Annotated in this window: 23 protein-coding genes and 1 pseudogene; 4 read left to right on the top strand and 20 right to left on the bottom strand. The window is 56.5% G+C overall.

The window, feature by feature from the left end; all coding sequences use genetic code 11:
- The coding region (locus RCH87_RS03320; protein WP_306515334.1) for a hypothetical protein at positions 1-1,375 on the bottom strand (1,375 nt) is incomplete at its 3' end.
- A 377-nt stretch (positions 1,376-1,752) separates the two neighbouring features.
- Here RCH87_RS03320 and RCH87_RS03315 point away from each other — a divergent pair.
- On the top strand, positions 1,753-2,997 hold the full coding sequence (locus RCH87_RS03315) for an amidohydrolase (RefSeq protein WP_306515333.1): 1,245 nt from the start codon (positions 1,753-1,755) through the stop codon (positions 2,995-2,997).
- Positions 2,998-3,037: 40 nt separating this feature from the next.
- Here RCH87_RS03315 and pyk read toward each other — a convergent pair.
- From pyk to RCH87_RS03235, 16 genes and pseudogenes are all read right to left on the bottom strand, one after another.
- Positions 3,038-4,468, bottom strand: a pseudogene (gene pyk, locus RCH87_RS03310) (pyruvate kinase).
- A 29-nt stretch (positions 4,469-4,497) separates the two neighbouring features.
- Positions 4,498-5,412: a prolipoprotein diacylglyceryl transferase gene (gene lgt, locus RCH87_RS03305; protein ID WP_306515332.1), complete on the bottom strand. Its 915-nt coding sequence runs from the start codon at positions 5,410-5,412 to the stop codon at positions 4,498-4,500.
- 21 nt (positions 5,413-5,433) lie between these two features.
- Entirely contained in the window at positions 5,434-6,309 is an 876-nt protein-coding gene (locus RCH87_RS03300) for an indole-3-glycerol-phosphate synthase (protein WP_306515331.1), read from the bottom strand.
- A 91-nt stretch (positions 6,310-6,400) separates the two neighbouring features.
- A complete protein-coding gene (locus RCH87_RS03295; RefSeq protein WP_306515330.1) occupies positions 6,401-7,054 on the bottom strand; it encodes a TIGR02234 family membrane protein in 654 nt (217 codons plus the stop codon).
- Positions 7,055-7,058: 4 nt separating this feature from the next.
- Positions 7,059-7,418 carry a phosphoribosyl-AMP cyclohydrolase gene (gene hisI / locus RCH87_RS03290; protein WP_306515329.1) on the bottom strand — a complete coding sequence of 120 codons (360 nt, stop codon included), beginning with the start codon at positions 7,416-7,418 and terminating at the stop codon, positions 7,059-7,061.
- Positions 7,415-8,179: an imidazole glycerol phosphate synthase subunit HisF gene (hisF, locus tag RCH87_RS03285; protein ID WP_306515328.1), complete on the bottom strand. Its 765-nt coding sequence runs from the start codon at positions 8,177-8,179 to the stop codon at positions 7,415-7,417. The genes hisI and hisF overlap by 4 nt, the downstream gene beginning before the upstream one ends.
- Positions 8,180-8,204: 25 nt before the next feature.
- Complete coding sequence (locus RCH87_RS03280) at positions 8,205-8,996, bottom strand: inositol monophosphatase family protein (RefSeq protein ID WP_306515327.1); 792 nt, start codon at positions 8,994-8,996, stop codon at positions 8,205-8,207.
- A 14-nt stretch (positions 8,997-9,010) separates the two neighbouring features.
- The gene (priA, locus tag RCH87_RS03275) at positions 9,011-9,772 is read right to left on the bottom strand and encodes a bifunctional 1-(5-phosphoribosyl)-5-((5-phosphoribosylamino)methylideneamino)imidazole-4-carboxamide isomerase/phosphoribosylanthranilate isomerase PriA (RefSeq protein ID WP_306515326.1); all 762 of its coding nucleotides are present in this window, start codon (positions 9,770-9,772) and stop codon (positions 9,011-9,013) included.
- Between the two features lie 11 nt (positions 9,773-9,783).
- The gene (gene hisH, locus RCH87_RS03270) at positions 9,784-10,416 is read right to left on the bottom strand and encodes an imidazole glycerol phosphate synthase subunit HisH (RefSeq protein ID WP_306515325.1); all 633 of its coding nucleotides are present in this window, start codon (positions 10,414-10,416) and stop codon (positions 9,784-9,786) included.
- Positions 10,417-10,431: 15 nt separating this feature from the next.
- The gene (locus RCH87_RS03265; RefSeq protein WP_373690905.1) at positions 10,432-11,733 is read right to left on the bottom strand and encodes an MFS transporter; all 1,302 of its coding nucleotides are present in this window, start codon (positions 11,731-11,733) and stop codon (positions 10,432-10,434) included.
- Positions 11,734-12,037: 304 nt separating this feature from the next.
- Positions 12,038-12,205: a hypothetical protein gene (locus tag RCH87_RS03260; RefSeq protein WP_306515323.1), complete on the bottom strand. Its 168-nt coding sequence runs from the start codon at positions 12,203-12,205 to the stop codon at positions 12,038-12,040.
- On the bottom strand, positions 12,205-12,816 hold the full coding sequence (hisB, locus tag RCH87_RS03255) for an imidazoleglycerol-phosphate dehydratase HisB (RefSeq protein ID WP_306515322.1): 612 nt from the start codon (positions 12,814-12,816) through the stop codon (positions 12,205-12,207). Before hisB ends, RCH87_RS03260 begins: the two co-directional genes overlap by 1 nt.
- The gene (locus tag RCH87_RS03250; protein WP_306515321.1) at positions 12,813-13,898 is read right to left on the bottom strand and encodes a histidinol-phosphate transaminase; all 1,086 of its coding nucleotides are present in this window, start codon (positions 13,896-13,898) and stop codon (positions 12,813-12,815) included. Before RCH87_RS03250 ends, hisB begins: the two co-directional genes overlap by 4 nt.
- 3 nt (positions 13,899-13,901) lie before the next feature.
- Positions 13,902-15,254, bottom strand: a complete 1,353-nt coding sequence (hisD, locus tag RCH87_RS03245; RefSeq protein ID WP_306515320.1) for a histidinol dehydrogenase — start codon at positions 15,252-15,254, stop codon at positions 13,902-13,904.
- 22 nt (positions 15,255-15,276) lie between these two features.
- The gene (locus tag RCH87_RS03240) at positions 15,277-15,849 is read right to left on the bottom strand and encodes a hypothetical protein (RefSeq protein ID WP_306515319.1); all 573 of its coding nucleotides are present in this window, start codon (positions 15,847-15,849) and stop codon (positions 15,277-15,279) included.
- Positions 15,850-15,852: 3 nt separating this feature from the next.
- Positions 15,853-16,575, bottom strand: a complete 723-nt coding sequence (locus RCH87_RS03235; RefSeq protein WP_306515318.1) for a hypothetical protein — start codon at positions 16,573-16,575, stop codon at positions 15,853-15,855.
- Between the two features lie 191 nt (positions 16,576-16,766).
- On the opposite strand from RCH87_RS03235, the gene RCH87_RS03230 reads away from it, so the two are divergent.
- The 3 genes from RCH87_RS03230 (at position 16,767) to RCH87_RS03220 (ending at position 20,662) form a co-directional block, all read left to right on the top strand.
- Entirely contained in the window at positions 16,767-17,498 is a 732-nt protein-coding gene (locus RCH87_RS03230; RefSeq protein ID WP_306515317.1) for a TetR/AcrR family transcriptional regulator, read from the top strand.
- A complete protein-coding gene (locus RCH87_RS03225; RefSeq protein WP_306515316.1) occupies positions 17,495-18,844 on the top strand; it encodes a DNA polymerase III subunit epsilon in 1,350 nt (449 codons plus the stop codon). Before RCH87_RS03230 ends, RCH87_RS03225 begins: the two co-directional genes overlap by 4 nt.
- An 84-nt stretch (positions 18,845-18,928) precedes the next feature.
- Complete coding sequence (locus tag RCH87_RS03220) at positions 18,929-20,662, top strand: BCCT family transporter (RefSeq protein WP_306515315.1); 1,734 nt, start codon at positions 18,929-18,931, stop codon at positions 20,660-20,662.
- Between the two features lie 45 nt (positions 20,663-20,707).
- On the opposite strand, the gene RCH87_RS03215 is transcribed toward RCH87_RS03220, so the two are convergent.
- The 3 genes from RCH87_RS03215 to RCH87_RS03205 all read right to left on the bottom strand — a co-directional run bounded on the left by RCH87_RS03215 (position 20,708) and on the right by RCH87_RS03205 (position 24,320).
- A complete protein-coding gene (locus RCH87_RS03215; RefSeq protein WP_306515314.1) occupies positions 20,708-21,397 on the bottom strand; it encodes a S1 family peptidase in 690 nt (229 codons plus the stop codon).
- Positions 21,398-21,495: 98 nt separating this feature from the next.
- The gene (locus tag RCH87_RS03210) at positions 21,496-22,344 is read right to left on the bottom strand and encodes an ABC transporter ATP-binding protein (protein ID WP_306515313.1); all 849 of its coding nucleotides are present in this window, start codon (positions 22,342-22,344) and stop codon (positions 21,496-21,498) included.
- Positions 22,345-22,349: 5 nt separating this feature from the next.
- A complete protein-coding gene (locus tag RCH87_RS03205; protein WP_373690904.1) occupies positions 22,350-24,320 on the bottom strand; it encodes a dipeptide/oligopeptide/nickel ABC transporter permease/ATP-binding protein in 1,971 nt (656 codons plus the stop codon).
- Positions 24,321-24,327: the final 7 nt, after the last annotated feature.

Raw genomic sequence — 24,327 nt, 5'->3', positions numbered from 1 at the left:
GCTTTTCAATCTCCGGCTGCAATTCTTTTAGCTGTTCAACAAACTCAGCTTGCTGTTTCTTCAGCTCGGCGGCCTTAGCATCCAGCTCCGAGTCACGCGCATCCTGATCCTGAGCCTTCCGCTCCAACTCTTCATTCAGCTTCTCGAGCTTTTCAATCTCCGGCTGCAATTCTTTTAGCTGTTCAACAAACTCAGCTTGCTGCTTCTTCAGCTCGGCAGCCTTAGCGTCCAGCTCGGAGTCACGCGCATCCTGGTCTTGTTCCTTCTGCGTCAGATCCTCGTGCAGCTTCTCCAGCTTTTCAATCTCTGGCAGAAGCTCCCTCAACTCGGCAGCCAGCTCTTCACGCTGCTGCTTTAGAGCTGCTTCACGGTCATCCAACTCAGATTCGCGAGCATTCTGATTCTCAGCCTGCTTCTGCAGATCGTTATTCAGCTGATCCAGCTCTTCAATCTGAGGCAAAAGCTCCTTGGCAGCAGCAACCAGCTCTTCACGCTGCTGCTTCAGCTTGGCAGTTTGCTGAGAAAGCACAATCCTTGCTTCTTTAACCTCAACCAACAGACGGAAGCTATCTTTCCATGCAGTTTTAGATTTTTCATCGCGGAATTTTGAGCCTGCCTGATTATCCAAAAGATCGGCATGCTTATTGACAACTTCATCGACACTCAGTCTAGATAGACCTTCAGGTGAGATTAAGTCTGCTGTAATAGCTTCCTCTCTCGACTTGAAATAGTCTTTTGCCGACGGCGTTGTATATTCAGCTCCAAGTTGAATCTCGCCCGAGTCTACGAGAGCATTAAAATACTCTTTCGTTTGCTTTACGATTTGGAATTCAAATTTTCCATATTCGGTATCGCTATCGAATCCGGCAACGTATTGCGTAGCTATTTCTTTCCCAACTTGTTCTGGGTTTTTTGACTCAATCAAACGAGGCTTGATTTTAGCCTCTTTTTCGTTTTCAAAAGCCTCTTCTGCGGTAGGCAGAGTGTATTGCTCTCCCAGTTCAATTTCGTTATTCTGTACGCGCTCAGTGAAATAGCGTTTTACCTTCTGCTCAAGCTGGTATTGAAACTGACCGAAGGCTGTTTCATCACCGGAGAATTGGTTCTCGTATTTCCCTGCAACTTCTTGAGCAACTTCTAGCGGGTTCTTCGTCTCAGTTAGACGGGTATCAATCGTTTCCTTTTCACGATCGAATACACTCTGCGCGGTAGGCGTTTGGTTTGCATTTTCTTCAACCGCAGCAATTTCGCCGTTTGCGTCCTGCGCGGATGCATAGTTTGCACCCACGATGCCGCTGCCTGCAACAGCAACTGCAGTTGCGATTGCGAGACCACGACGCTTGACCGTCCGGTTAACTGATTTTGGAATTGACAACGCTTTCCCCTAACGAAAGTCTCAACCGAACGACGACGCCCAGCTGCTGATAACACTTACAGCCAGAATGTTATAGCTTTGCTACATTCCACACAAGAAAACCTTAGAAAATCTTTCGGGTTTACTACACATTTTCCTACTGGGCAGACAAAATCTCGGCTTAGAAAAATTATTACCCGCCTGAGCTGCGCAGACAGATTTCTACTCGTGGAATTTTCATACTGGACCAGATGCGCTTCGGACCACGCCACCTTATACCGGGGGTACTCCACTCACTCCCCACTCTCGCCAGTAATGGTCGTGTCACCTTTCAAAAGACAAGTTCGGATCCTTTCTCTCTGTATTCAGCCTCGTGCTATTTAGCTAGCATTATTTGCATGTCTCAGCACTCAAAAACTTCGCAAACCTTCCCCAGTCCACAACACATTGCTGACCTGCTCAATAACCACACCACGGATCTTTCCTGGCAACAAGCCTTTTACGACGACCTCCACGAACACCCCGAGCTTTCCCACCAGGAAGAACGCACAGCCGCAGCCATCCACGCCGCCCTCCAGCGCTTTGATGTCGAGGTGACCACCGGAATTGGCGGCCACGGCATCACCGCTGTTATGCGCAACCAAACTACAGAGGAAACTCCCGCTGCCCTCATGCGCGCGGATTTTGATGCGTTGTTTGTCGATGGCAAAAACATGCATGCCTGTGGGCACGATATGCACACCACTGCCCTGCTTGGTGCGCTGGCAATCTTGGACAACCTCCGCGAGCATTGGGCCGGTACAGTCATTGCGCTATTCCAACCCGCCGAAGAATCCTCCATCGGTGCCAAACTCATGATCGAGGACGACCTCGTCGACAAGATCCCCGCCCCGGATGTTTGCCTAGGCCAGCACGTCATGCCTGGGCGCGCAGGCGAAGTACAAACCCGGCGCGGCCCTCTGATGGCTGGTTGCGATTCCATCAAAGTCACCATCTTCGGCAAATCCGCGCACGCCTCCATGCCACACAAGGCGATTGATCCTACCTACACCGCAGCGATGATTGTCACCCGGCTACAGGCTATCGTCGGCAGAGAAGTCGCCCCCGATGAGTTTTTCGTCATCTCCGTGGGCACACTGCAATCCGGGGATACCAACAACATCATTCCGGATCGCGCAGAGCTAGTGCTCAACACCCGCTATTACGATGAGGAATTAGCAGAACGCGTGTACGCCGCGCTCAAGCGCGTGGTGCACGCCGAGGTACAGGCTTCTGGTTCCACGAAAGAACCGGAGTTTCACTTCTATGCCCACGGTGAAGTCGTCGATAACAACGAGGCAGTATTCAGCCGTGTCCGTGCCAGCTTCGATGCGATATTCGGCGACGAAAGCGTCACCGCCGAGCGCTCCACGGTCTCGGAAGATTTCACCTATTTGCCGAAGGCATGGAACGCCCCCTATTTGTTCTGGTTCGTGGGTTCGACGCCACGCCAGTTATGGGATGAGGCCGCCGCCCGTGGCACGCTTGATGAAGACGTGCCCGTCAACCACCAGGCAAACTTTGTACCCGAATATAAACCAACAGTGCACGCAACCACCCTCGCGGGTGCTGGTGCACTGCTCAGTTTCGTCGCTAATGTCTAGTTCATAGCCTAGGCTACCAACGTGTTGGCCAGTGAGCTAGCTAGCTCTTCGGGGCGATTCTCACGTCTTCGCCAATCGCGTGGACGTGCACCATGTTGGTGTTGCCTTCGACTCCCGGTGGGGTGCCAGCCACCAGCACGATGACATCGTCGCGGTGGTAACCGTCGACCTTCACCAGCTGACGGTCCAGCACGTGCAGCATCTCATCGGTCGAGGCAACTTCAGGGCACAAGAACGTCTCTACACCCCAGGTCAACGCCAACTGCGAACGCACGCTTTCATGCGGGGTGAACACCAACAACGGCAACTGCGAACGCAAACGCGATAGACGCTTAGCCGTATCGCCCGAGGTAGTGAACGCCACCAGTGCCTTCGAGTTCAATCGCTCAGCAATATCGCGGGCAGAATAAGCGATCACACCGCGCTTGGTTCGCGGAATATGGCCCAGATCCGGCAACTCCCCGATAGTTTATGCTTCCGATACGATGCGCGACATCGTGCGTACAACGTTGTGCGGGTCCACGCCCACCGAAGTCTCACCAGAAAGCATCACCGCATCGGCACCATCGAGCACCGCATTCGCCACGTCTGAAGCCTCCGCACGTGTCGGGCGCGAATTCTCGATCATCGAATCCAACATCTGCGTCGCCACGATCACCGGTTTCGCGTTCTCACGAGCAATCTGGATTGCACGTTTTTGTACCAGCGGCACCTGCTCGAGCGGAACTTCCACGCCCAAATCGCCACGTGCAACCATCACGGCGTCGAAAGCCAAAATGATGGATTCTAAAGCATCAACTGCTTCCGGCTTTTCCAGCTTCGCGATCACCGGCAGACGGCGGCCTTCTTCATCCATGATCGCGTGCACCAAGTCCACATCCGACGGCGAGCGCACGAACGACAAAGCGATGAAATCCACCCCGAGGCGCAAGGCGAAGCGCAAGTCTTCGATGTCTTTATCCGACAGTGCGGGCACCGAAATATCCATGCCCGGCAGCGAAACGCCCTTGTTATTCGACACTGGCCCGCCTTCGGTTACCCGGCAGACCACATCATTGCCGTCAACCTCGACGCATTCCACAGCAACCTTGCCGTCATCAATCAACAGGCGGTCGCCGGCGCGGGCGTCGTCGGCAAGATTTTTATAGGTCGTCGACACCCGATCATGCGTGCCTTCAACATCGTCGACGGTGATGCGCACCGTCTCGCCGGTTTCCCAGTAAGTTTCGTTCTCAGTAAACCGGCCCAGGCGAATCTTTGGTCCTTGCAGATCAGCCAGCACGCCAACGGCCTTACCGCTTTCAGCAGCGGCCTGGCGCACCCATTCGTAGTTGCGCTGGTGATCTTCGTGTTCACCGTGCGAAAAGTTCAAGCGAGCAACGTTCATGCCATCGCTGACCAGGCCGGAAATGGCCTCTTGGCTAGCAACGGCAGGTCCCAGTGTGCATACAATCTTTGTTCGTCTGTCCACGAAACCAACCTTACCCGCATGGCTAAGCTCTAGTCAGCCTTTGTATCAGCCTTTGTATCTCCAGCCGCCGGCTGCTGCGCATCAACCAGGCCTCGGTCGACGTCTCGACGGTAGCGCTTACCCAAAACCACAAATGCAGCCACGGCAAGCGCGAACGCGACCACCGAAACCACTGCATTCACGCGTACGGCATCGAACAACAGCGTGGCTTCATCATCGCGCATCAGCTCGATCCAGAACCTGCCAGCGGTGTAGCCGGCAACATACAGCGCGAAGACTTGGCCACCGCCAAGCCGGAAACGCTTGTGCGCCCAGACCAGCAACAAGCAAATAGCGACGTTCCACAACAACTCATACAAAAACGTTGGGTGAACCGTCGTCAAGACTTCCCCGGTCGAAGTACCAGCAACCGGCGCATAATTGCCATCTTCATCAACGCGTCGATAGATCTCCAAAGCCCAAGGGACATCAGTAGGCCTGCCGTAAAGCTCCTGGTTAAACCAGTTGCCCAGGCGTCCGATAGCCTGCGCGAGCACGATTGCTGGAGCTGCAGCATCCGCGAAAGGTGCAAGGCGCATGCCACGGATTTTAAACATCACCGCGACGGCAATGGTTCCCAGAGCGATCGCCCCCCAAATGCCCAAGCCACCGTTGGTGATGCGTAGCGCATCTACCGGGTCGCAATCAGCACAGAAATACTTATGGTGATCCGTGATGACATGATAAGCGCGGCCACCAATCACACCCGCGGGAATAGCGATGATCGTGGCATCCCAGACCACATTCGCATCGCCGCCGGCACGCACGTAACGCGCCTGGGTGAAATACAGCGCGACAATGATGCCAGCGATAATGCACAAAGCATAAGCGCGCAGCGGAATTGGGCCCAGCTGCCAAACAGCCTGAGGTGGAGACGGGATATTCGCCAAAAATTCTGCAGTCACGCCTTAGAATTGTGCCATAGATCAGAGTCGGCGCATCGGGCAGGCCGGATGCACCCCAGCTGCCACCAACGCACGAGCCACATCCGCCGGCTGCGGTGCCGCCATCAATGCTTCACCAACCAACACGGCATCAGCGCCCCAGCCGGCATAGCGCCAGATCTCACGCACGCCCATAATTCCCCCGAGACCAATGCGGATAACAGAATCCGGCAAGTGCGGCACAATCGCCGCGAAGCGATCCGGCTGCAAACTCCGCGAATCCAGCTCCCGGGCATTGATGCCCACCACGCTCACCCCCGCAGCCATCGCGCGTTGCGCTTGTTCCTCACTGCGGATTTCCGCCAGCGCCGTCATCCCCAAACTTTCAATACGGTCGACCAAAGCTTCTAGCCGTGGTTGTTCCAGCAACTCCACTTGCAGCGGCACCATATCCGCGCCGAAAAAACGCGCTTCGTGCACTTGATAGGGATCAACGATGATATCCCTGCACAGCATTGGCGCCGACGTTGCCGAGCGGGCGGTCGCCATATCCTCCAAGGAGCCACGGAAACGTAGCCGTTCCGTCTGGCAAGCAATAGCAGCAACCCCTGCGGATTCGAAGCCTTGTGCCAAGCTGGCGACGTCGGCAAGCGAATCGATGGCGCCGAAATCAATCAAGGCCTCCGGTACTTTGCCATACCGTGGGGCCGGTTCATACCGCGCTGCAGGCTTCGCACGTTTAATCTCAGCGATCACACTGCAGCCAGGCTGCGACAAAACCGGAATCACCGGGCGCGCGGCTGGAACTGCACGGGACAGAGCTTTAATGTCGACGAAGGGTAGGCGGGATTCGCGGGCAGCAACATCGGCAAGAATATCGGCCACGATATCCTTCGCTGTGCTGACCGTCGTTACCACGTGCCCACCCCTTTTCTTCGTCGACCGCGGGTTGTGCTCTCATCGGTTTCTTTGAGTATTCCACATCACTGCAGAAAAAACCAAGGTGCACCTAATTTTTACGGCCGGGCACGTCACGCTCATCGTCGCTCGGATCGATATCGGCATCGATCGCATCCCACAACACGCGCCCAGAATCCGGGCTTTCTTCTAACTCTCGCTCAATTTTGTCTTCACGGGCCGCTTGGCGTTCATACTTATTCAGCCGGGCGGAGTCTTCCCCTGGACGCATCGCCAGCAACACTCCGGCGAACAGCACGACCGCGCAAGCCAGCAAACTCACGACCGGGCCCGCAGTCTGCGGGTGCACGGCAACAACATTCGCCCACTCACTGATGCCTTCAGCATTGACAGCAGTCTCGTTATTCGCTGCTGCCCGCAAAACATTCCGGGCGTGTTCTGGATCTGGGGTTCCGGCCAGCATGGATAAACCAGACCAACTTGCACCCACGGCAGCGAGCGCGCACAACACACCAACCACGCGTCGCCCCAACCGTCGCAGCGCCAACCCGGCGACGCAACCAGCCAGAATAACCAACGTTAGCGCGGTAATTTCCATTGACCACTGACCGCCGCTAATCGCAATGGAGCGTCCCCCGGCCAAATCATCGGCAGTATCTGCAACTACCCAATCCATCCGGGACGCGCCCCACAAACAGGCGGCACCCACGCCTAATAACAGCGCTGAAACGCGATGCGAAATCATCGTTTTAGGCTAGCAAAACGTCCGCGTCGAAACACGTGCGATCGCCGGTATGACAAGCCCCGCCACGTTGGCGCACCCGCAACAGCACCGTATCGCCATCGCAATCCAGAGCGACGGATTCAACCTGCTGAGTATTGCCGGAAGTCAGCCCCTTGATCCAATATTCTTGCCGCGAGCGGGAATAATACGTACCTCGGCGCGTCGCCAGCGTATAGGCCAGCGCGTGGGTATCCATCCAGGCCAGCATCAGGACTTCCTCAGTATCGGCAGCTTGCACCACGGCAGGCACCAGACCCGCGTCGTTGAGTTTCAAACGCTTGGCGACGGCCGGGTCCAGCTCGTAATCGGCGGGATTATCGCTCATCGTCGTACCGTCAATCCTGCATCCTGCATCGCTTGTTTCACCTCGTCGATTGCAACCTCACCAAAATGAAAAATCGAGGCTGCCAGCACAGCATCGGCTCCTGCTTCGATCGCGGGCGGGAAATGCGCGGCGGCACCAGCACCGCCAGAAGCAATCACCGGCACTGTGGTGTGTTCGCGCACAGCAGCTATCAACTCCAGATCAAAACCGGCTTTAGTGCCATCGCCGTCCATGGAGTTCAACAGCACTTCGCCAACGCCGAGTTTTTCCCCGGTGCGCACCCATTCAATGGCATCCAGGCCTGCGGATTTCGAACCGCCGTGAGTGGTGACTTCAAACCCTGATGGCATCCCCGGCGCCCTGCGTGCATCGACAGAGAGCACGATGCACTGCGATCCAAACCGACGCGAAAGCTCGCGCAATAATTCCGGGCGGGCGATCGCTGCGGTATTGATCGATACTTTATCCGCCCCGGCGCGCAGCAACTCATCGACGTCGTCGGCACTGCGTACTCCCCCGCCGACGGTTAAGGGAATGAACACCTGTTCTGCCGTCGAGCGCACAACATCGAGCATGGTGCCGCGACCTTGTTTTGAGGCGGATACGTCTAAGAAAGTCAGCTCATCAGCGCCTTCAGCTTCGTAACGCCGTGCGAGTTCGACGGGATCGCCGGCATCGCGCAATCCTGCAAAGTTCACGCCTTTGACCACGCGGCCGTCGTTGACGTCCAAACAGGGAATAACCCTCGTTGCCAGACTCACTGCGCCTGCCCTTTCTGGTTGTTAGCTAATTTTCCCGCACCAGCCGGTGCAGGCGGTGATGAATATCCGCGCTTCCAGCGATGATGCCATTCGAGCGAGTTGTCCACGGCCGACCTTCCAAATCCGTGACCACCAGCCCCGCCTCAGTATTGAGCAATGCACCGGCAGCATTATCCCACGGGTAAGGAGAGAAATTCATGATGCCGTCAAAAACACCTTCCGCAGCGAAGGCAAGATCCAGCCCTACCGAACCGGTAATCCGTGTTGATAAGCCCTGCGAGACGATATCTTCCAGCATCTGTGCACGCCGGTGCGCAGAGACTTGATCCACAGCAGCCGAGCCGACATTCGACGCCCCAATATGCCCATGCGGCCGGTGGCGGAGAAAATGCTCGCCGTTGCGCAGCACTCCACCACCCGCGACGGCGCTGATGCGCTTGTGCAACATCGGCAGCGCGATCATGGCGACGACGGGACGGAAATTCTTCACCAGCGCGATGTTGATAGCGCACATGGGGTTACCGGCAGCGAAATTTGCGGTGCCATCAATCGGATCAATCACCCAAGCTGGCTCTTCGCCGATTTCACCGCCATGTTCTTCACCACAGACTGTGGCACCACCGATGCCGTGCAGGGTTTCGCGCAAATACTCTTCGATGGCGAAATCCACTGTGGTCACCGGAGAACCGCCAGATTTACGGCGGGCGGACGCAGTACCAAAACCGGCACGAAACATTTTTTCGGCTTCACCAAGTAGCTCTTCGAGCTGTGCCAGGTGTTGTTCGGCCTTCGTTGCAGTGGTCTCGGATGCGTCCATGGTAAAACTCGATCCTAGTCGCGTGTGGCCTTGCTTACTAGTGTTTCGACCAATTCTAGCGCTGCCTGCAGTTCAAAACGGTTCTCGTACAAAGCTTTACCAATGATCGCCGAGTCAATACCTTCCTCGGCATACTGCGCGAGTGCGGCAATATCATCCAGACTCGAGATGCCTCCCGACGCAGTAATTTTGGCATCCGTCGCCGCACTAACCTCACGCAACAACTCGACGTTTGGACCGCTCAACGTCCCGTCCTTGGAAACATCCGTGACCACGAAGCGCTGGCACCCAGCAGAATCCAGGCGCTCGAGCACTTCCCAGAGATCACCTCCATCGCTTTCCCAGCCGCGCCCGCGGGTGCGCCATTCACCCGCGTCATCGCGTAATACGGCAAGATCAATGGCGACGACGTCGGCATGCTTTGCAAGAACTTGCTCAATCCATTCCGGTTTTTCTAAAGCCGCGGTACCGATATTCAGCCGACGCGCCCCGGTTGCCAGTGCACGCTGCAGAGAAGCATCATCACGAATCCCGCCAGTCAACTCAATATTGACGTCGAGCTTACCGACGATTTCGGCAAGCAATTCGTGGTTCGAACCGCGCCCGAAAGCAGCATCGAGATCAACGCAGTGAATCCACTCTGCTCCCGCCTGTTGCCAACGCTGGGCAGCCTCAAACGGGTCACCATAAGATTTTTCTGTGCCGGCAGCGCCTTGATCCAGGCGCACAGCGCGCCCTTCAACGACGTCAACGGCAGGGAGCAACGTAAAATTCATCGGCAGCCTTTCTAAAGCGTGTTAATCCAGTTGCGCAGCAGTTGTGAACCAGCAGCACCAGATTTTTCTGGGTGAAACTGCGTCGCCCACAGCGCCCCGTTGTCCACGGCAGCAACGAAGCGATCACCTTCGTGTTCCGACCACGCAATCTTTGGCGGCGCAGCGAAATCAGTGCTGTCGAGCTCCCAATTGCGTACGCCATAGGAGTGCACGAAATAAAAGCGCTCGTCGTCGGCAAGCTCTGCGAACATCGGTGAATCAGGCTGCTCGACGGTGTTCCACCCCATGTGTGGCAAGATTTTCGCTTGCAATCGCTCCACGCTTCCGGGCCACTCGCCGCAGCCTTCGGCGGCTTCATCATGCTCACGCCCGTGCTCAAACATGACTTGCATGCCGACGCAGATGCCCAGCACCGGGCGTTCACCAGCCAAACGCTGGCCGATGATCCGCGGACCGTGCACCGCGCGCAACCCCCGCATGCAGGCAGCGAATGCTCCCACACCGGGTACAAGCAAGCCGTCAGCATTCAAGCAGGCATGCGGATCATGAGTGATTTCTACTTTCGCACCCACGTGTTCAAGGGCGCGATAGGCGCTGCGGATATTTCCGGAGCCATAGTCAAGCAGGGCAACAGTCGGGCTCATAGCTGACAGTCTAGGCTATGACCGTTTGCCGAAACGCAGGCGGGAAGCACTTCGACGGCCAACGCGCCACGCGCGCCCGGCAGTACGTGCGCCCGGAACCTGCCGCAGGCGGTGACGAATGTGGTGGTACTCGGTGGTGCGGTGCTTGCCGATATAAGCATCCAAGCTGGTTAAGAAGATAATCAACAAAACAATTCCGGCGGCAGCCAAGTAGGTGCCACCGTAGCCATAGCCAGCAACCAGCGCACCCAACGCTAACGAGCCAAGACCGGTGCCGGCATCATAAAAGATGTTCCACACCGCGGAGGCCTCGGAAAATTTATTGCGCGGCAGCCTGTCAAACATCGACAGCAGCGCCTCGTTTTGTATTCCACCGAATGCTGCACCAAACAACAGCGCAGCGAGCACTAGCCACCAGATTGACCAACCATTAATCGTCGCCACCGCCATGAGCAGCATGCTGAACAAGCCGAGGAATTGCATCGGAATCATGAGCACACCTGGCTTGCCGACGCGATCAGCCACCAGTCCGGAAACCAAGCGGAAGATAAACGTCATGGCGCCGATCAGGGAGAGCATGAAACCAGCGAGCACCGCTCCCATTTCTGGGTCGGCTTCGCGTACCGAGGCGGGCAGGAAGGATGAAACCACGCCGTAGCTCATGGAGATACTCGTCATAGCCAGCGCCGGAACCAGTACCAGCTTCCACATGGAAACATGCACTACCCCACTGTTTTCGTCGTCGACGCTAGCGGGAAAAAGCTTCGGGAGGCGAATAATCATCGCCACCGCAATCAGCGCGGTAACCGCAGCCAAGATGTAGACCGTGTGGTAACCCCAGGCGTTGCCCATCATCAATCCCAGCGGCATAAATACCATCTGCGCACTACCGACAAAAACACCCAAGATTCCGGTGGCTTTGCCGAGCAAACGAATTGGCACGAATTCGGCGATCAATGCGGCTTGGGCGACAGTGAGCGCACCGAAGCCGACACCGCGCAGAGCCGAAAATAGCAGCACGATCCAGGCGTCCATGCCCAGCAGGTGGCCGAGTGCTGGAACGCCCAGCATGAAGGCCGAAACCATCATCACTGGGTTATAGCCATATTTTCGAATCAGTTTTGGGGTGAAAATCTGAATCGCTACCGTCGCTGCCATGAACGCACCAGTAGCACCACCGGCGAGCGTCGCCGAGCCACCGGCATCTAAGACAGCCAGCGGCAGCAGAGGCAGCAGCAGGGAAAAAGCGCCATAGGCACAGGCGATAGCCACCATTGTGGAGGTGAACCCTGGAACCTTCCAGATCGATGTAGGCATCGACTGTGCCGTGGATGGCTGCTTTTCGGGTGCCGACAGGTCCTGTGCCGCCTGCCCCGCGCCTGCGTTGGCCTCCGATTGGTTGTTTTTCTCACCGCCGTGTTGCTGACTCATCCGGTCTACCGCTCCTCGCTGTGAACTCACCTACATCTCGTTTACCTCTACCGCACTGCCGTGCCCGCGACCGCAGATCGTATCGTGATCGCGCGAGCGTGCGTTCATTAAAACTACATGAAGGCAAAGTTCACCATCCCATGAGGGTGAACCAAGCGGGTATCTCTCGCGGGTGAATTAGCCTCCGCGGCTACGGCATCTGCGCGGTCATCATCCACACGGCTAACACTGCCACCAACACGGCTGCCACCGCCGCGATGATCGTCCACGCTTTCGCACCCGCGCGGTAGGCACTCACTGCACCGCCGACGAGCAATCCAGCGAACAGGAAAACTATCAGCACTGCTACATTTGCCATTACAGAGCACCTTTAGTGGATGGAATATGTCCTGCCTGCTTCGGATCAATCAACACCGCGGTGCGCAGTGCGCGGGCAACCGCTTTAAACTCCGCCTCGGTAATGTGGTGCGGGTCGCGACCATAATGGCAGCGCACATGCAGGGTTAGCCCCGCGTGTTTCGCAAAAGTATCAAAGAAATGCTCATTCATCACCGTGGCATAGTGCCCACCAATGATTTGGTGCACGAGATGCTCAGGCTCGCCAGTAAACACGCAATATGGGCGACCGGAAATATCCACCACGGCTTCGACCAATGCTTCATCCATCGGCAATTGTTGCTGACCGAAGCGGGTAATTCCTGCTTTATCACCCAGTGCCTTCGCGAATGCCTCACCGAGAACGATGGCAGTATCTTCCACCGTGTGGTGCGCATCAACTTCAATGTCACCGCGCGCAGCGACCCGTAGGCCAAACCCACCGTGTACGGCGAAAGCTGTGAGCATGTGATCGAAAAACGGCAACCCCGTCGTGATGTCCGCGTGCGCAGGCCCATCCAGGTTGATCTCGACAGAAATATCCGATTCACTCGTCGTTCGCGCATGCGAACCAACCCGCTGAGTCATCGTCATCGTTGCACCTCCCGTGCAGCCTGCAAAAACGCGTCGTTTTCTTCTGGTGTTCCAATCGTCGCCCGTAAAAACCCCGTGACACCCACATCACGAATTAATACGCCACGATCCAAAAACTGCTGCCACACTTCGTGCTGGTCTGCGAAATCGCCAAAGAACACAAAATTCGATTCGCTCGGCAGCACCCGATAGCCGAGCTCTTCCAACCCTGCGGCCACGAGATGGCGTCCGGCAATGAGCTTGTCGACGTCTGCCAGCGTGTCCTTGGCATGGCGCAGCGCCGCGCGTGCAGCAGCCTGCGTCAGGCTCGACAAGTGGTATGGCAAGCGCACCAACTGTACGGCTTCGACGAAAGCTGGGTCGGCAACGAAATACCCCAGACGCACGCCAGCGAAATCAAAAGCCTTGGACATCGTGCGCGAGACCACCAACGTGTCAGGGTAGCGTGCCACCAAGGTGGTAGCCGATGGACTCTCAGAGAATTCTGCGTACGCTTCGTCGACGATCACGATGCCATCGGTGGCTTGGCACAATCGCTCGATCTCATCCAGGCTGGTCGGCGTACCAGTGGGGTTATTCGGAGTGGTAATAAACACCACCGACGGCTGGTGTTGCGCAATCGCTGCCAGCGCAGCGTCAATATCCACGGTGAAATCCGCCCGCCGCGGCACGTTGATAAATTCCGTGTGCGTGCCCGCCGCCAAAATTGGGTGCATGGAATACGACGGCTGAAAGCCCAGCACGCTGCGGCCTGGGCCGCCGAATGCCTGCAATAACTGCTGCAGGATCTCATTAGAACCATTCGCTGCCCAGACATTGTCCGCAGTGACTGCTACGCCCGTGCGTTGGGTGATGTAATCAGCAAGATCAGCACGCAGTCGAACTGCATCGCGATCCGGGTAGCGGTTGAGTTGCGCAGCACATTGCGTGATCTCGTCGACAAGCGATTGAACCAACGCCGGCGACGGCGGGTACGGGTTTTCATTGGTGTTCAGCGCAACTGGAACCTCAAGCTGTGGTGCACCATAGGCGCGCTGGCCACGCAATTCTTCGCGCAATGGCAGCTGGGAAATATCGACCATGAGTTAGCGTTCCTCTCCACCTGCATTAGCGGCGGGCCCGTTCACGTCATCCTGGCTGGCAAACCGTGCTCTGATCGCCTCGCCGTGTGCCGGTAGTTGCTCGGCTGCAGAAAACGCGATGACGTGCTCGGCGACGGCACGCAAACCCTCCTGGTTGTAATCAATCAGATTCACCGGGCGCAGGAAAGTATGCGTCGACAAGCCAGCAGAAAAACGCGCAGTTCCACCCGTCGGTAGCACGTGATTTGAGCCCGCGACATAGTCTCCAAGCGGAACCGGAGAATACTCGCCGACGAAAATCGCACCCGCATGCCGGATCCTCTCGGCAACTTCGCGCGCATTCTCTGTGTGTACTTCTAAGTGCTCTGCAGCATACGCGTCGGCGACCCGGATGGCTTGCTCGATATCGTCGACAAGCACGATTCCTGATTGTTGGCCACGAAGCGCTTGCTCAACGCGGGCATGGTTAGCAGTCACACCATAGCGCTGTTCAATTTCCTGGTTTACCTGCGCGGCAAAGTCTTCATCGGTGGTAATCAGAACGCTGGCAGCCATTTCGTCGTGTTCGGCCTGCGAAATGAGATCGTAGGCGACCCAGGTTGGATTCGCGGTGTTATCAGCGATAATAGCGATTTCAGTAGGCCCAGCTTCCGAATCAATACCAACCACGCCCTGCACCAAACGCTTGGCAGCAGCAACATAAATATTGCCTGGCCCAGTGATCATGTCGACGGGTTCACCCAACTCCTCATCACCATAAGCCAGCAGGGCAACGGCTTGGGCGCCACCCACGGCCCAAACCTCATCAACCCCGAGCAACTGGCACACCGCAAGGATCGTCGGGTGTGGCCAGCCGCCACAATCTGCTTGCGGCGGGCTCGCTACCACCAACGACTGCGCGCCGGCTTCCTGGGCAGGCACCGCATTCATGATCACTGACGACGGATACACCGCTTGCCCGCCCGGCACATACAGGCCGACGCGCTCAACAGGATGAAACACTTCGGTGACCCGTGCGCCGTCGGCAAGCTCAGTGGTGTGGCTGGAAGGCTTTTGTTCGCGGTGCACCTTGCGGGTGCGCTCGATCGCTTCGGTGATTGCCGCGCGCACCTCCGGGTCTAGGCCTCCCACGGCACGATCAATAATCTCGCCGGGAACCCGAACCGAGCCGGGGCGCACCCGGTCAAAACGTTCACCGAAGTCTAAAGCTGCCTCTGCACCACCGGTTTTTACCGCATCGATGATCGGGGCAACCGTCGGCAAAACGGAGGCAATATCCGTACCGCCACGCGGCAAACTGCGACGTAATTGACTGGTGGTGGGCACTTGGCCTCGTAGATCGATCGTGCTTAACACCGTGCTGGCTCCTTCATGCTGGTTAAGCTAGTTCTGGCTGTCGCGGGTTTGGCTTTCCCGCCTGATCAGTCTGCTCCGGTTGTTCAGCCTGACCCGGTTGCTCGGATGCAGGGGTTAACACCTGCAACGACCAATACACCAGCATAGCCACGAATGGAGCGACCAAGTAACCGGAAATACCCGGTTTTGCAGGCGCAACCGTGCGAATCGTGGTGCCTGGAGCTAATTGTTCCGCACTGCCGATGCCATGAACGCTCATGCCCACAACATCCCCCACTGCCAAAAACGACACCGCCGCGGCCAGCGCCACCACGCCTAGCCACAGCAAGTCCACGAATTTCCGGGAGCCTTGCGTGAGATAGGCGAAAACCGCCAACGCCACGGACAACGCGACGGTGGCGATCACAAAGGACGCAAAAGCAACGAAGTGGCTGGAATCAGAATAGTCCGGGATCACCCGCTCGGTATTCACGACTTCCGCCGAAAATTGCGGTCGCAACAACCCCCAAATTGCGCCACTAATCGAATAGACAATCAGTGCCAGCCCGATCAAGCCAGCACGATCACCGAGCCACCGTGGAATTCTGCGCTCCATAAATTACTTACAGAACTTCCACTGGCCACCTTCGTGCTGGAAGCGCTGAACGGCTTCATCAATGCCTTGTGGAGTACGTACCCGCACCGTCGCCGAAGCGCGATCGCCGTTGCGCTGTACATCATTGATCGCTTCGATGCCAGACTCGTTCGGCGCAACCTGGAACAGCTGATCCATCATTTGCCGGGTCTGCGGATCAAAATTGTCTACGTTAAACGCCTGTGCGCCACCCTCAATCTCGTTGAGAACTGCCGAACAGGTGTTTTTTGGCATGTAGGTGAAGAAATCAACCGCATTGTTCTGCTGATACTGGCCTTCCAGCAGCTGGCGCAGTTCGTTAGCGGTTTGGTCGTCGGCAGGCTGGCCGCCTTCGACAGGTGCGACATTCAAACGCTGGGCGTTGGCGTCATTACCGAAAGGGTTGACCGGCTGGCCACTGTGCCCGCCCTGCGCGCCAGCACCATTCGGGTTACCGGCAGCGGCTTGATCCTGAGGTTTATGCTCGTCCGGCTTGCCGTCTTTGTCTTTATCTTCGTCTTTGTCGTGCTCGTCTTTCTTTTCTGGATCATCGGTCGGGGAGGCCGAAGAGGTTGCAGATGTGCTGGTGACAGTCGAAGTGTTTTTCGCAGCCGTTTCCTCGTCAGCCGACGAGCACCCAGCCACAAACAGTGGGGCCAGCGCGGCAATAGCCACAATGGCTTTCTTGGGCGTCAGGGACAAAGACATGGATACTCCTTGAATATTCGGGGCTAACACGCCGGTACACAAAAACCGCAGTAACGACTTCGGTCTTCTACTTCGGTCTTCTGGCGTAGCGTTATGCAATGCTAACAGTCGGAGTTTACGGCAAACATGAAAACTTCCTCAAAAAAAGCTGTGAGCGCAAGAAGGGATCATCTTCCGTAAACTATGCAGTTGTGCAGCTATACCGCGAGACCATCATCAACCATGCCCTAGAGCTTCTTGATGCCTATGGGCTGGCGGATATGACAATGCGGCGGGTAGCAAGCTCCTTGGGCGTGGCCGCAGGGGCTCTATATTGGCATATCGCAAACAAACAAGAATTAATTACAGCCGTCGCCGCCAAAATTCTTCTCCCCGTTTTTGAGCTGGTCGACGGCGATGACCACCGGGAATCCGACGCCACACCTTCGGCGGCGGCACGAGCAGCTGACGCATACCCGCACGCTAGTCAGGTTTCCCAACCGCACCTGCCTTCCCCACAAGAATTCTGCGCGAAGCTGCAATCCACGCTGTTAGCCCACCGCGACGGAGCCGAGCTTGTGCATGCGGCATCTTCGCAACCGCATTCCTTATTGTGGTCACAATTGCGCGAGTACCTGGCATTGACCATTAACCAGCAGCTACTCGCAGAAGGCCGCGTGCTCAGCGACGGCGCCACTACCGAGGTAGCTGCGGATATTTCCGCGACCACCACCTCCGCGCTGCATCTGATTTTCGGCGCAAGCATAATGGAACAATCAGCCCAGCAACTCCTGGAAGCTACCCAACCGGGCCAACCCCGCAATGCAGCCAAAACCACGGAACCACAGCCCCGGCCGGTCGTTGATGATGTCGAACGTGGCATCACTGTTTTACTAGCTGGCCTGAAAACTCGGTTAGATAATCAGGAAGGATCTTTGTCGTGACCCAAGCCCACAACGCCACGCTGACTGTATCGAACGAGGAAATCACCGTGATGCGCAGCGAATTATCCGCTGCGTTGTTTCGTGGTTCGCGCTCTCGCGCCGTCGCCAGCATCTCGATTGCTGATATCACCGACATCTCCGCCACTGAGCCAACCGCGTTGAACTGCGGTTTCGTCGAGCTCGGTGGCACCGGGAACAAAATCGAATTCCCCCCTGGCGAAGCCGGCACCAAAGCCTTGCAAGCCTTCATCTCAGATGTGCGCGATGCACAGAAAGGCCATGCCCCGGCCGATGGCGCTGTCGCCGGCTTGAGCTTCTTGGCCATCCACGTGGCAACTACCGAGGAGGCTCCTCGCATCGACGCCATTTCTTACCGTGACGGACAGGCCGCTGAGCAATACAGCTTCACCCCTGCCGAATTTGCGCACTATGTAAAGGAGAACCGAGAGCTTGCCGACGGCACCACCCCGATAATCGCACACAACGGTTTTTATTACCTTGCTGTGTTACAGCGCGCTCTCACGGCTGCAGAGCTTGCAGCTGATGTGAAAGGGCTCGCGTTGAGCTACGGTTGCACACTCGCGTTGGCGCGTGATGCGAGTGCACGGGCGGTCATCGACGTCGAAGATCACGAACTCGAATCGGTAGCACGCGCACTCGCGATCGAAGACACGACAGATCCCGCCCGCACCACCGGTGAAGTGCTGGTCGCGCTGGCCTTGCGCGAGCACCACCGCGGCAGTGTCGCTGAATTATTCAGTGCCACGAATTTCGCGCTGGGCCAGCTGCACGACGGAATTCATCAACCGGTCTTGCGCACGGATCTGAGCCACAAACCGGGTGGCGGCACAGAACAGGCAGGCAGTGACGAGAGCACGGCCGCAGCGAACACAGCGAACGCAATGAATGCAACGAACGCAGCGAAGCAAACAGCGTCGTCAAGCAAGAAATCACGCGCGGCAACCAAGAAATCTGGAAACTCCGGCAAACCCAACAACTCCTCACAACCTACGCTTTGGCAAGCTGTGGCGACTCCAGATACTGTGCCCGAAGCCAACGCCGATGCGGATTCCTCGCACCCGTTATTCGGCGAGCACGTCACGCTCACCGGCGAATTTGAGCCTTATGACAAAGGACGGCTGTGGTCTGATATCGCAGAACGTGGTGCAAACATAGGCAAAAACGTCACTAAGAAAACCACGGTGCTAGTGGTTGGCGAATGGGCGAAGAAAACGTCCAAAGAAAAGCGCGCGGAGGAACTCAACGAAAAAGGCCAAGGCATCGAGATCTGGCCCGCTTCGAAACTATTCGCAGTACTCGGCTTGGATGAGCAGCCACCTTTTTAGGCAACCCTCGGTGTTTTTTCGCCACAGCTAGCGTGAACCGGGTATTCTCAGCTGGAAACTTGCAACCTAGCTGGCAGGAAAATCATGACCGCCTCACAAAAAGCGTCAAATAAACGGCGTGGATTCACGCTACAGACCGACCCCTTCGTCTTTTTCACCGCCACCATTTTCGTGGTGGTTTTTGTTGCCGGAACCATCGCCTTCGGTGCGCGTGCCCGCGACCTTTACAGCGATGTCTCCGACAGCTTGCTGAAAAACTTCGCCTGGCTCTACATCGGCGGTTTTTCGGTGATCTTCGTGTTCCTCATCGGGATTTTCGTCTCCAAATTTGGCAACCTGCGCCTCGGCGATGACGACGATGAACCTGAATTTTCCCTACCTGTATGGTTCGCCATGCTCTTCGCCGCCGGTTTGGGCGCGACATTGCTGTTCTGGGGTGCTGCCGAGCCCATTCACCACGCCTACAACCCGCCGCGCGGTGAGCTGGAGCCAATGAGCCAGCAGGCCATCGTGCAAGCCTTCGAATACACCTACTATCACTTCGCCGCGCACATGTGGGTAATTTTCGTGCTGCCGGGCTTAGCCATGGGCTATTTCATTTATAAGCGAAAGATGCCAGCGCGCATTTCTTCGGTGTTCTCGCCGTTTTTGGGTGGAATGGTATATAAGTGGCCGGGCAAGCTCATCGACGCGATGTCAATCATCGGCACGATCTTCGGCCTGGCGGTATCGGTAGGCTTGGGAGTTTTGCAGATCAACGCTGGCCTGAACATCATGTGGGACGTGCCGTTGGTTGGCTGGGTAGAACTGCTGATCATCGTCGCCATCACGGTTATCGCCTCTATTTCTGTGGCAACCGGCCTGGATAAAGGCGTGAAGATCCTCTCCAATCTCAACATCGTGGGCGCCACACTGCTGCTGCTTTTCGTCTTAGCAATGGGGCCAACGCTGAAAGTAATCAACCACACCACCGAGGCATTCGGTTTGTATGCCAGCAGCCTGCCAGAGCTGATGTTCTGGGTCGATTCTTATAACGAAAATCCAGGCTGGCTGAACTCGTGGACGGCCTTTTATTGGGCGTGGACGATTTGCTGGTCGCCGTTCGTCGGCATGTTCATCGCCCGGATTTCTAAAGGACGTACCGTGCGCGAGTTCATCGGCGGTGTGTTGGCCTTGCCGACGATTTTCGTCATCGTGTGGTTCTCTGTGTTTGGACGCGCCGCCATCGAAATGGAACTCGATGATCCCGGTGTACTGACTGGTCCGGTGGTCGAAGAAGGCAATACGCCCGTCGCGCTGTTCGCCTTGTTGGAGCAATACCCGCTCTATGCAGTATCGGGCACGCTCGCACTGGCCGTGATCACGATCTTCTTCATCACCTCGATCGACTCCGCCGCGCTGGTGATGGATACCTTTGCTACTGGTGAAGAAGCCAAATCACCGACCTACTACCGCGTTGCCTGGGCAATTGCTGTTGGTGTGGTCACCGCTGCCCTGCTGTTCATCAACGAATCAGGCATTCAGGCGATCCAAGAAGTCGTCACCATCGTCGCATTGCCGTTTTTCATCATGCAAGGATTCATCATGGTCTCGTTGCTGAAAGGCATGGGCGATGACTTCGCCGCCGAAAAGCGCGTGCGCACCCGTCGTTGGGAAAAGACGGATACCCCCGAAAAATTGGAAAAGGCCGAAAACAAACCTGCTCCAGGCTACGACAAAGACGGCAACGAACTAGACGCCCCAGAATTCGAATACGAAGAAGGCGACGGCTGGAAACTAACCGGCAACGTCACCGTCGAAACGGACGACGATAAATAGGCGAAATAGGCGAAAAAACGTCAGGCAACAGGCGGGAGAACCGTGTTAGAAATTCGCGGTGTCGCCTGTAGTAGCCAATTTTTCCGCGATCCAGTCTTTTTGCGCCGCAATATCAGCGAGGTTCAGTGGCACACCGTTGCCAGAGATTGCCGAGGCCACACCCGCTAGCTTTCCGTCAATAAAAAGCGGCCCGCCGGAATCACCTGGTTTGGAATAAGCACCATCTTGGTGGTGCACAACAAACATCTTGCCGTTGCTATAACTGCCGTCCTGGTAACTACCTTGTACCTCTGCGGTCGATTGCTGCAAGTAATTGTGTGCTCGATTATCCCAACCGTAGAAGGTTCCGGTCTGTCCATCCTGAGGCGATTCGGAAGCCAATTGTGGGTAGCTGTCGAAATCGAAGGCAGAATACATGGACATCCGCACAAGCGAAATGTCGCCGCTTGGGGCATAGAATGTTTCCTGCGAGCCTTTGCGGCCGCCCTTTTTGTCGATGCCAGCAGTGATCGGCATCGGGTGGTTACCTTCTCGGAAGCAGTGTTTTGCGGCGAGGACCCAGTGTGGGCTGATGACCGTACCCGTGCAGCCGCCGACAATGACGATATTCTGTGCCTTTTTGTCATCGGGAGAGACGTCATGGCCTCCCCGAACGGCATTGGCTTGCGGCGCTACCGCGCCGGTGACAGCAACAGCAATGGCGCTCAGGACGAACGCAACCTTCTTTAATCTCATAACTAAGAGATTAATAGTTTTCTTTTATAATCCCAAACATTGTTAACTATCACTCATTTTTCACATAAAAACCGCAGAATCTGCTGGGATTTTCCGCGCTATTCTCCCAGCAACGACGGAACCGAGCCCAGCAGCTCACGCGTATAGCTGTGCTGCGGGTTGGTGAAAATTTCCTCAGTGGCGTTTTCTTCCACGATTTCCCCGCCGAGCATCACGCAAATGCGGTCGGATACATAGCGCACGGTATTAATATCGTGCGAAATAAACACCAGGCCTAAGCCCATTTCGCGCTTCAGATCCAATAACAAGTTCAACACCTGCGCACGCACAGACACATCAAGCGCGGACGTCGGCTCATCCGCGATGATGACATCCGGTTCCAATACCAGTGCACGGGCAATCGCGACGCGCTGGCGCTGGCCACCGGAAATCTGCCGCGGCAACACATTCAACGCCGATTGCGGCAAACCGACCAGCGAGAGCAGCTCCCGTACGCGGTTGAGCCGATCACTGTGTGACCCCACCCCATGCACATTCAATGGATCAAGTAGCTGTTGTTGCACACTCATGCGCGGGTTCAACGAGGTCGCTGGATCTTGGAACACCACCGATACTGACCTGCCCATTTTCATCCGCGCAGACCTACCCCAACCAAGTTGTTCGCCTTTAAACAGCACCTCGCCGGAAGTCGGCTTTTGCAACCCCACCATGACTTTCGCCAACGTGGATTTACCGCAGCCGGATTCACCGACGATGCCGACGATGTCGTTGCGGTAGATCTGGAAATTAATGTGCTTATTGGCCTGTACTTTATTCGGGCTGAACAAACTACCGGTCCGGGTTTTAAAGACCACGCTGGTATCACGCAGCTCAAGCACTGGTTCACCGAGACCAGAGGTCTTGTCTGGCTGGACCGGGTCATTTTGCTTTTTCTCCAACTGACTCATAGCCACTAGCCTTCCTGCTTCGAGCTACCCGACACGGAACGAGATTGCGAGCCTGCGCCACTACGCGCAGCTTCCAGCTCGTCGGTGCTCGCATAGTAATGAGTCGAGCTCTGTGCATCACCGATTACACGCAGCGTCGGTTTTTCCTCCAAGCCCAATTCTGGATTCGACGAGCGCGGGGCAAACCGATCACCATTGACGAACTCCGTCGGCGACGGCACTGTGCCTGGGATCTGATAAAGCCGCTGTGCATTGGCTTCGACAGACAGCACGGCACCGAGCAACCCGCGGGTATATTCATGCGTCGGGTTACCCAAGATCTCAGACGTCGCGCCCTGCTCAACCACCTGTCCGGCATACATCACGGTGATTTTATCCGCCATGCGCGCGACCAAAGCAAGGTCATGGGAGACGAAAATCATCGCAAAGCCCAGCTTCTTTTGTAGATCATTAAGCAATTCGACGACTTGCTTCTGTACTGTCACATCCAGCGCAGTCGTCGGCTCATCGGCGATCAGCAACCGCGGGTTGCGCGTCAACGCCATGGCGATGAGCACGCGCTGGCGCTGACCACCAGAAAGCTCGTGCGGGTAGGACTTCAAGGTGCGATCCGGATCCAAGCCCACGAGCTCCAGCAATTCCCGGGCACCACGCTTTCCGCCGCGTTTAATCAGCTGCGCCATCTGCGCTTTAATCAGCATCGACGGGTTCAGCGAGGACAATGCGTCCTGGTAGATCATCGCGATTTCATGGCCACGCAACTTGTTGTGCTCTTTGTCGTTCAGCTCCAGCACGTTGTTTCCGTCGTAGCGCACCTCGCCAGATTTCACGGCTGACGCTGGTAGCAAGCCCATGATCGACATGGCAGAAATGGATTTTCCGCAGCCGGATTCTCCCACTAGTCCAAGCGTCTCACCGGGCGCGACGGAAAAATTCACCCCATCGATAATGTCCACAGAACCGTGAGCATCCGGGAAGCTAATGCGCAGATCATTCACCTCCAGGAGAGGAGTTTTCTTCTCGGCTACATCCGCACTCGCATGCCCAGATTCCCGCTTGTGCGTAACCATGGCCGAGCCCCGCAGCGCAGCCAACGACTGTTCCAACGCTGCTTGGGATTCTTCACGGGAGGTCGCCCCCAGGGTTTTTACAGCAGCAGCTTTTTCTGCTTGCTCGGCTGCTTTCGCGTCATCAGCAATCGGCTTGCGCGCTGGTGGCGAAGCCAAGGCGTCGGTCATGCCCTCAGACATGATGTTCAGGCACAACACGGTGATCAGCAGCATCAAACCGGCGAAGAATGTTGGCCACCAGGCACCGGTGAGCAAGATGCCTTGACCGTCGGACAAGATATTGCCCCACGACGGGTTCGGCGGTGCCACACCAGCGTTGATGAACGACAAGGACGCCTCGAGCACGATCGCATCGGCAACCAGCACCGTGGCGAAAACCAGCACTGGCGCGATGCAGTTACGAGCAACCTGTTTGAGCAGAATGTGTGGCGTCGATGCACCCATCACCCTGGAAGCCGAAACGTAGTCTTCTCCGAATTGTCCCAAAACATTCGCGCGAATAATGCGAGAAAGCTGCGGGGTGTAGACGAAGCCGATCGCGATGATCAAGATGGCGACATTATTGCCCCATACGGCGACGAATACGGCAGCCAAGGCGATCGCGGGGAAGGACATGATGATGTCCAAAATCCGCATGAGCACCTCAGAAACCATTTTGTTAGAGGTAGCTGCAATCGATCCCAGCACGGCTGCTGCCAACAGCGCCAAGCCCGTAGCAAACAAACCAATCAGCAGAGACGACCGCGCGCCATAGATAACGCGCGATAGAATATCGCGGCCCACGGAATCGGTGCCAAACGGGTGCTCGCTGGAGGGCGGCTGGATTGGTGTGCCGGTAGCAAGTGGATCGTGCGGAGCACTCAGCGGGGCAAACACTGCCGCGAGCGCGACGATCGCTAAGACCACCGTGGAC

It is taken from the genome of Corynebacterium sp., assembly GCF_030826625.1.
Taxonomy (GTDB): Bacteria; Actinomycetota; Actinomycetes; order Mycobacteriales; family Mycobacteriaceae; genus Corynebacterium.
The sequence above is the reverse complement of the archived record's forward strand: the minus strand, read 5'-3'. Positions and strand labels throughout refer to the sequence as shown.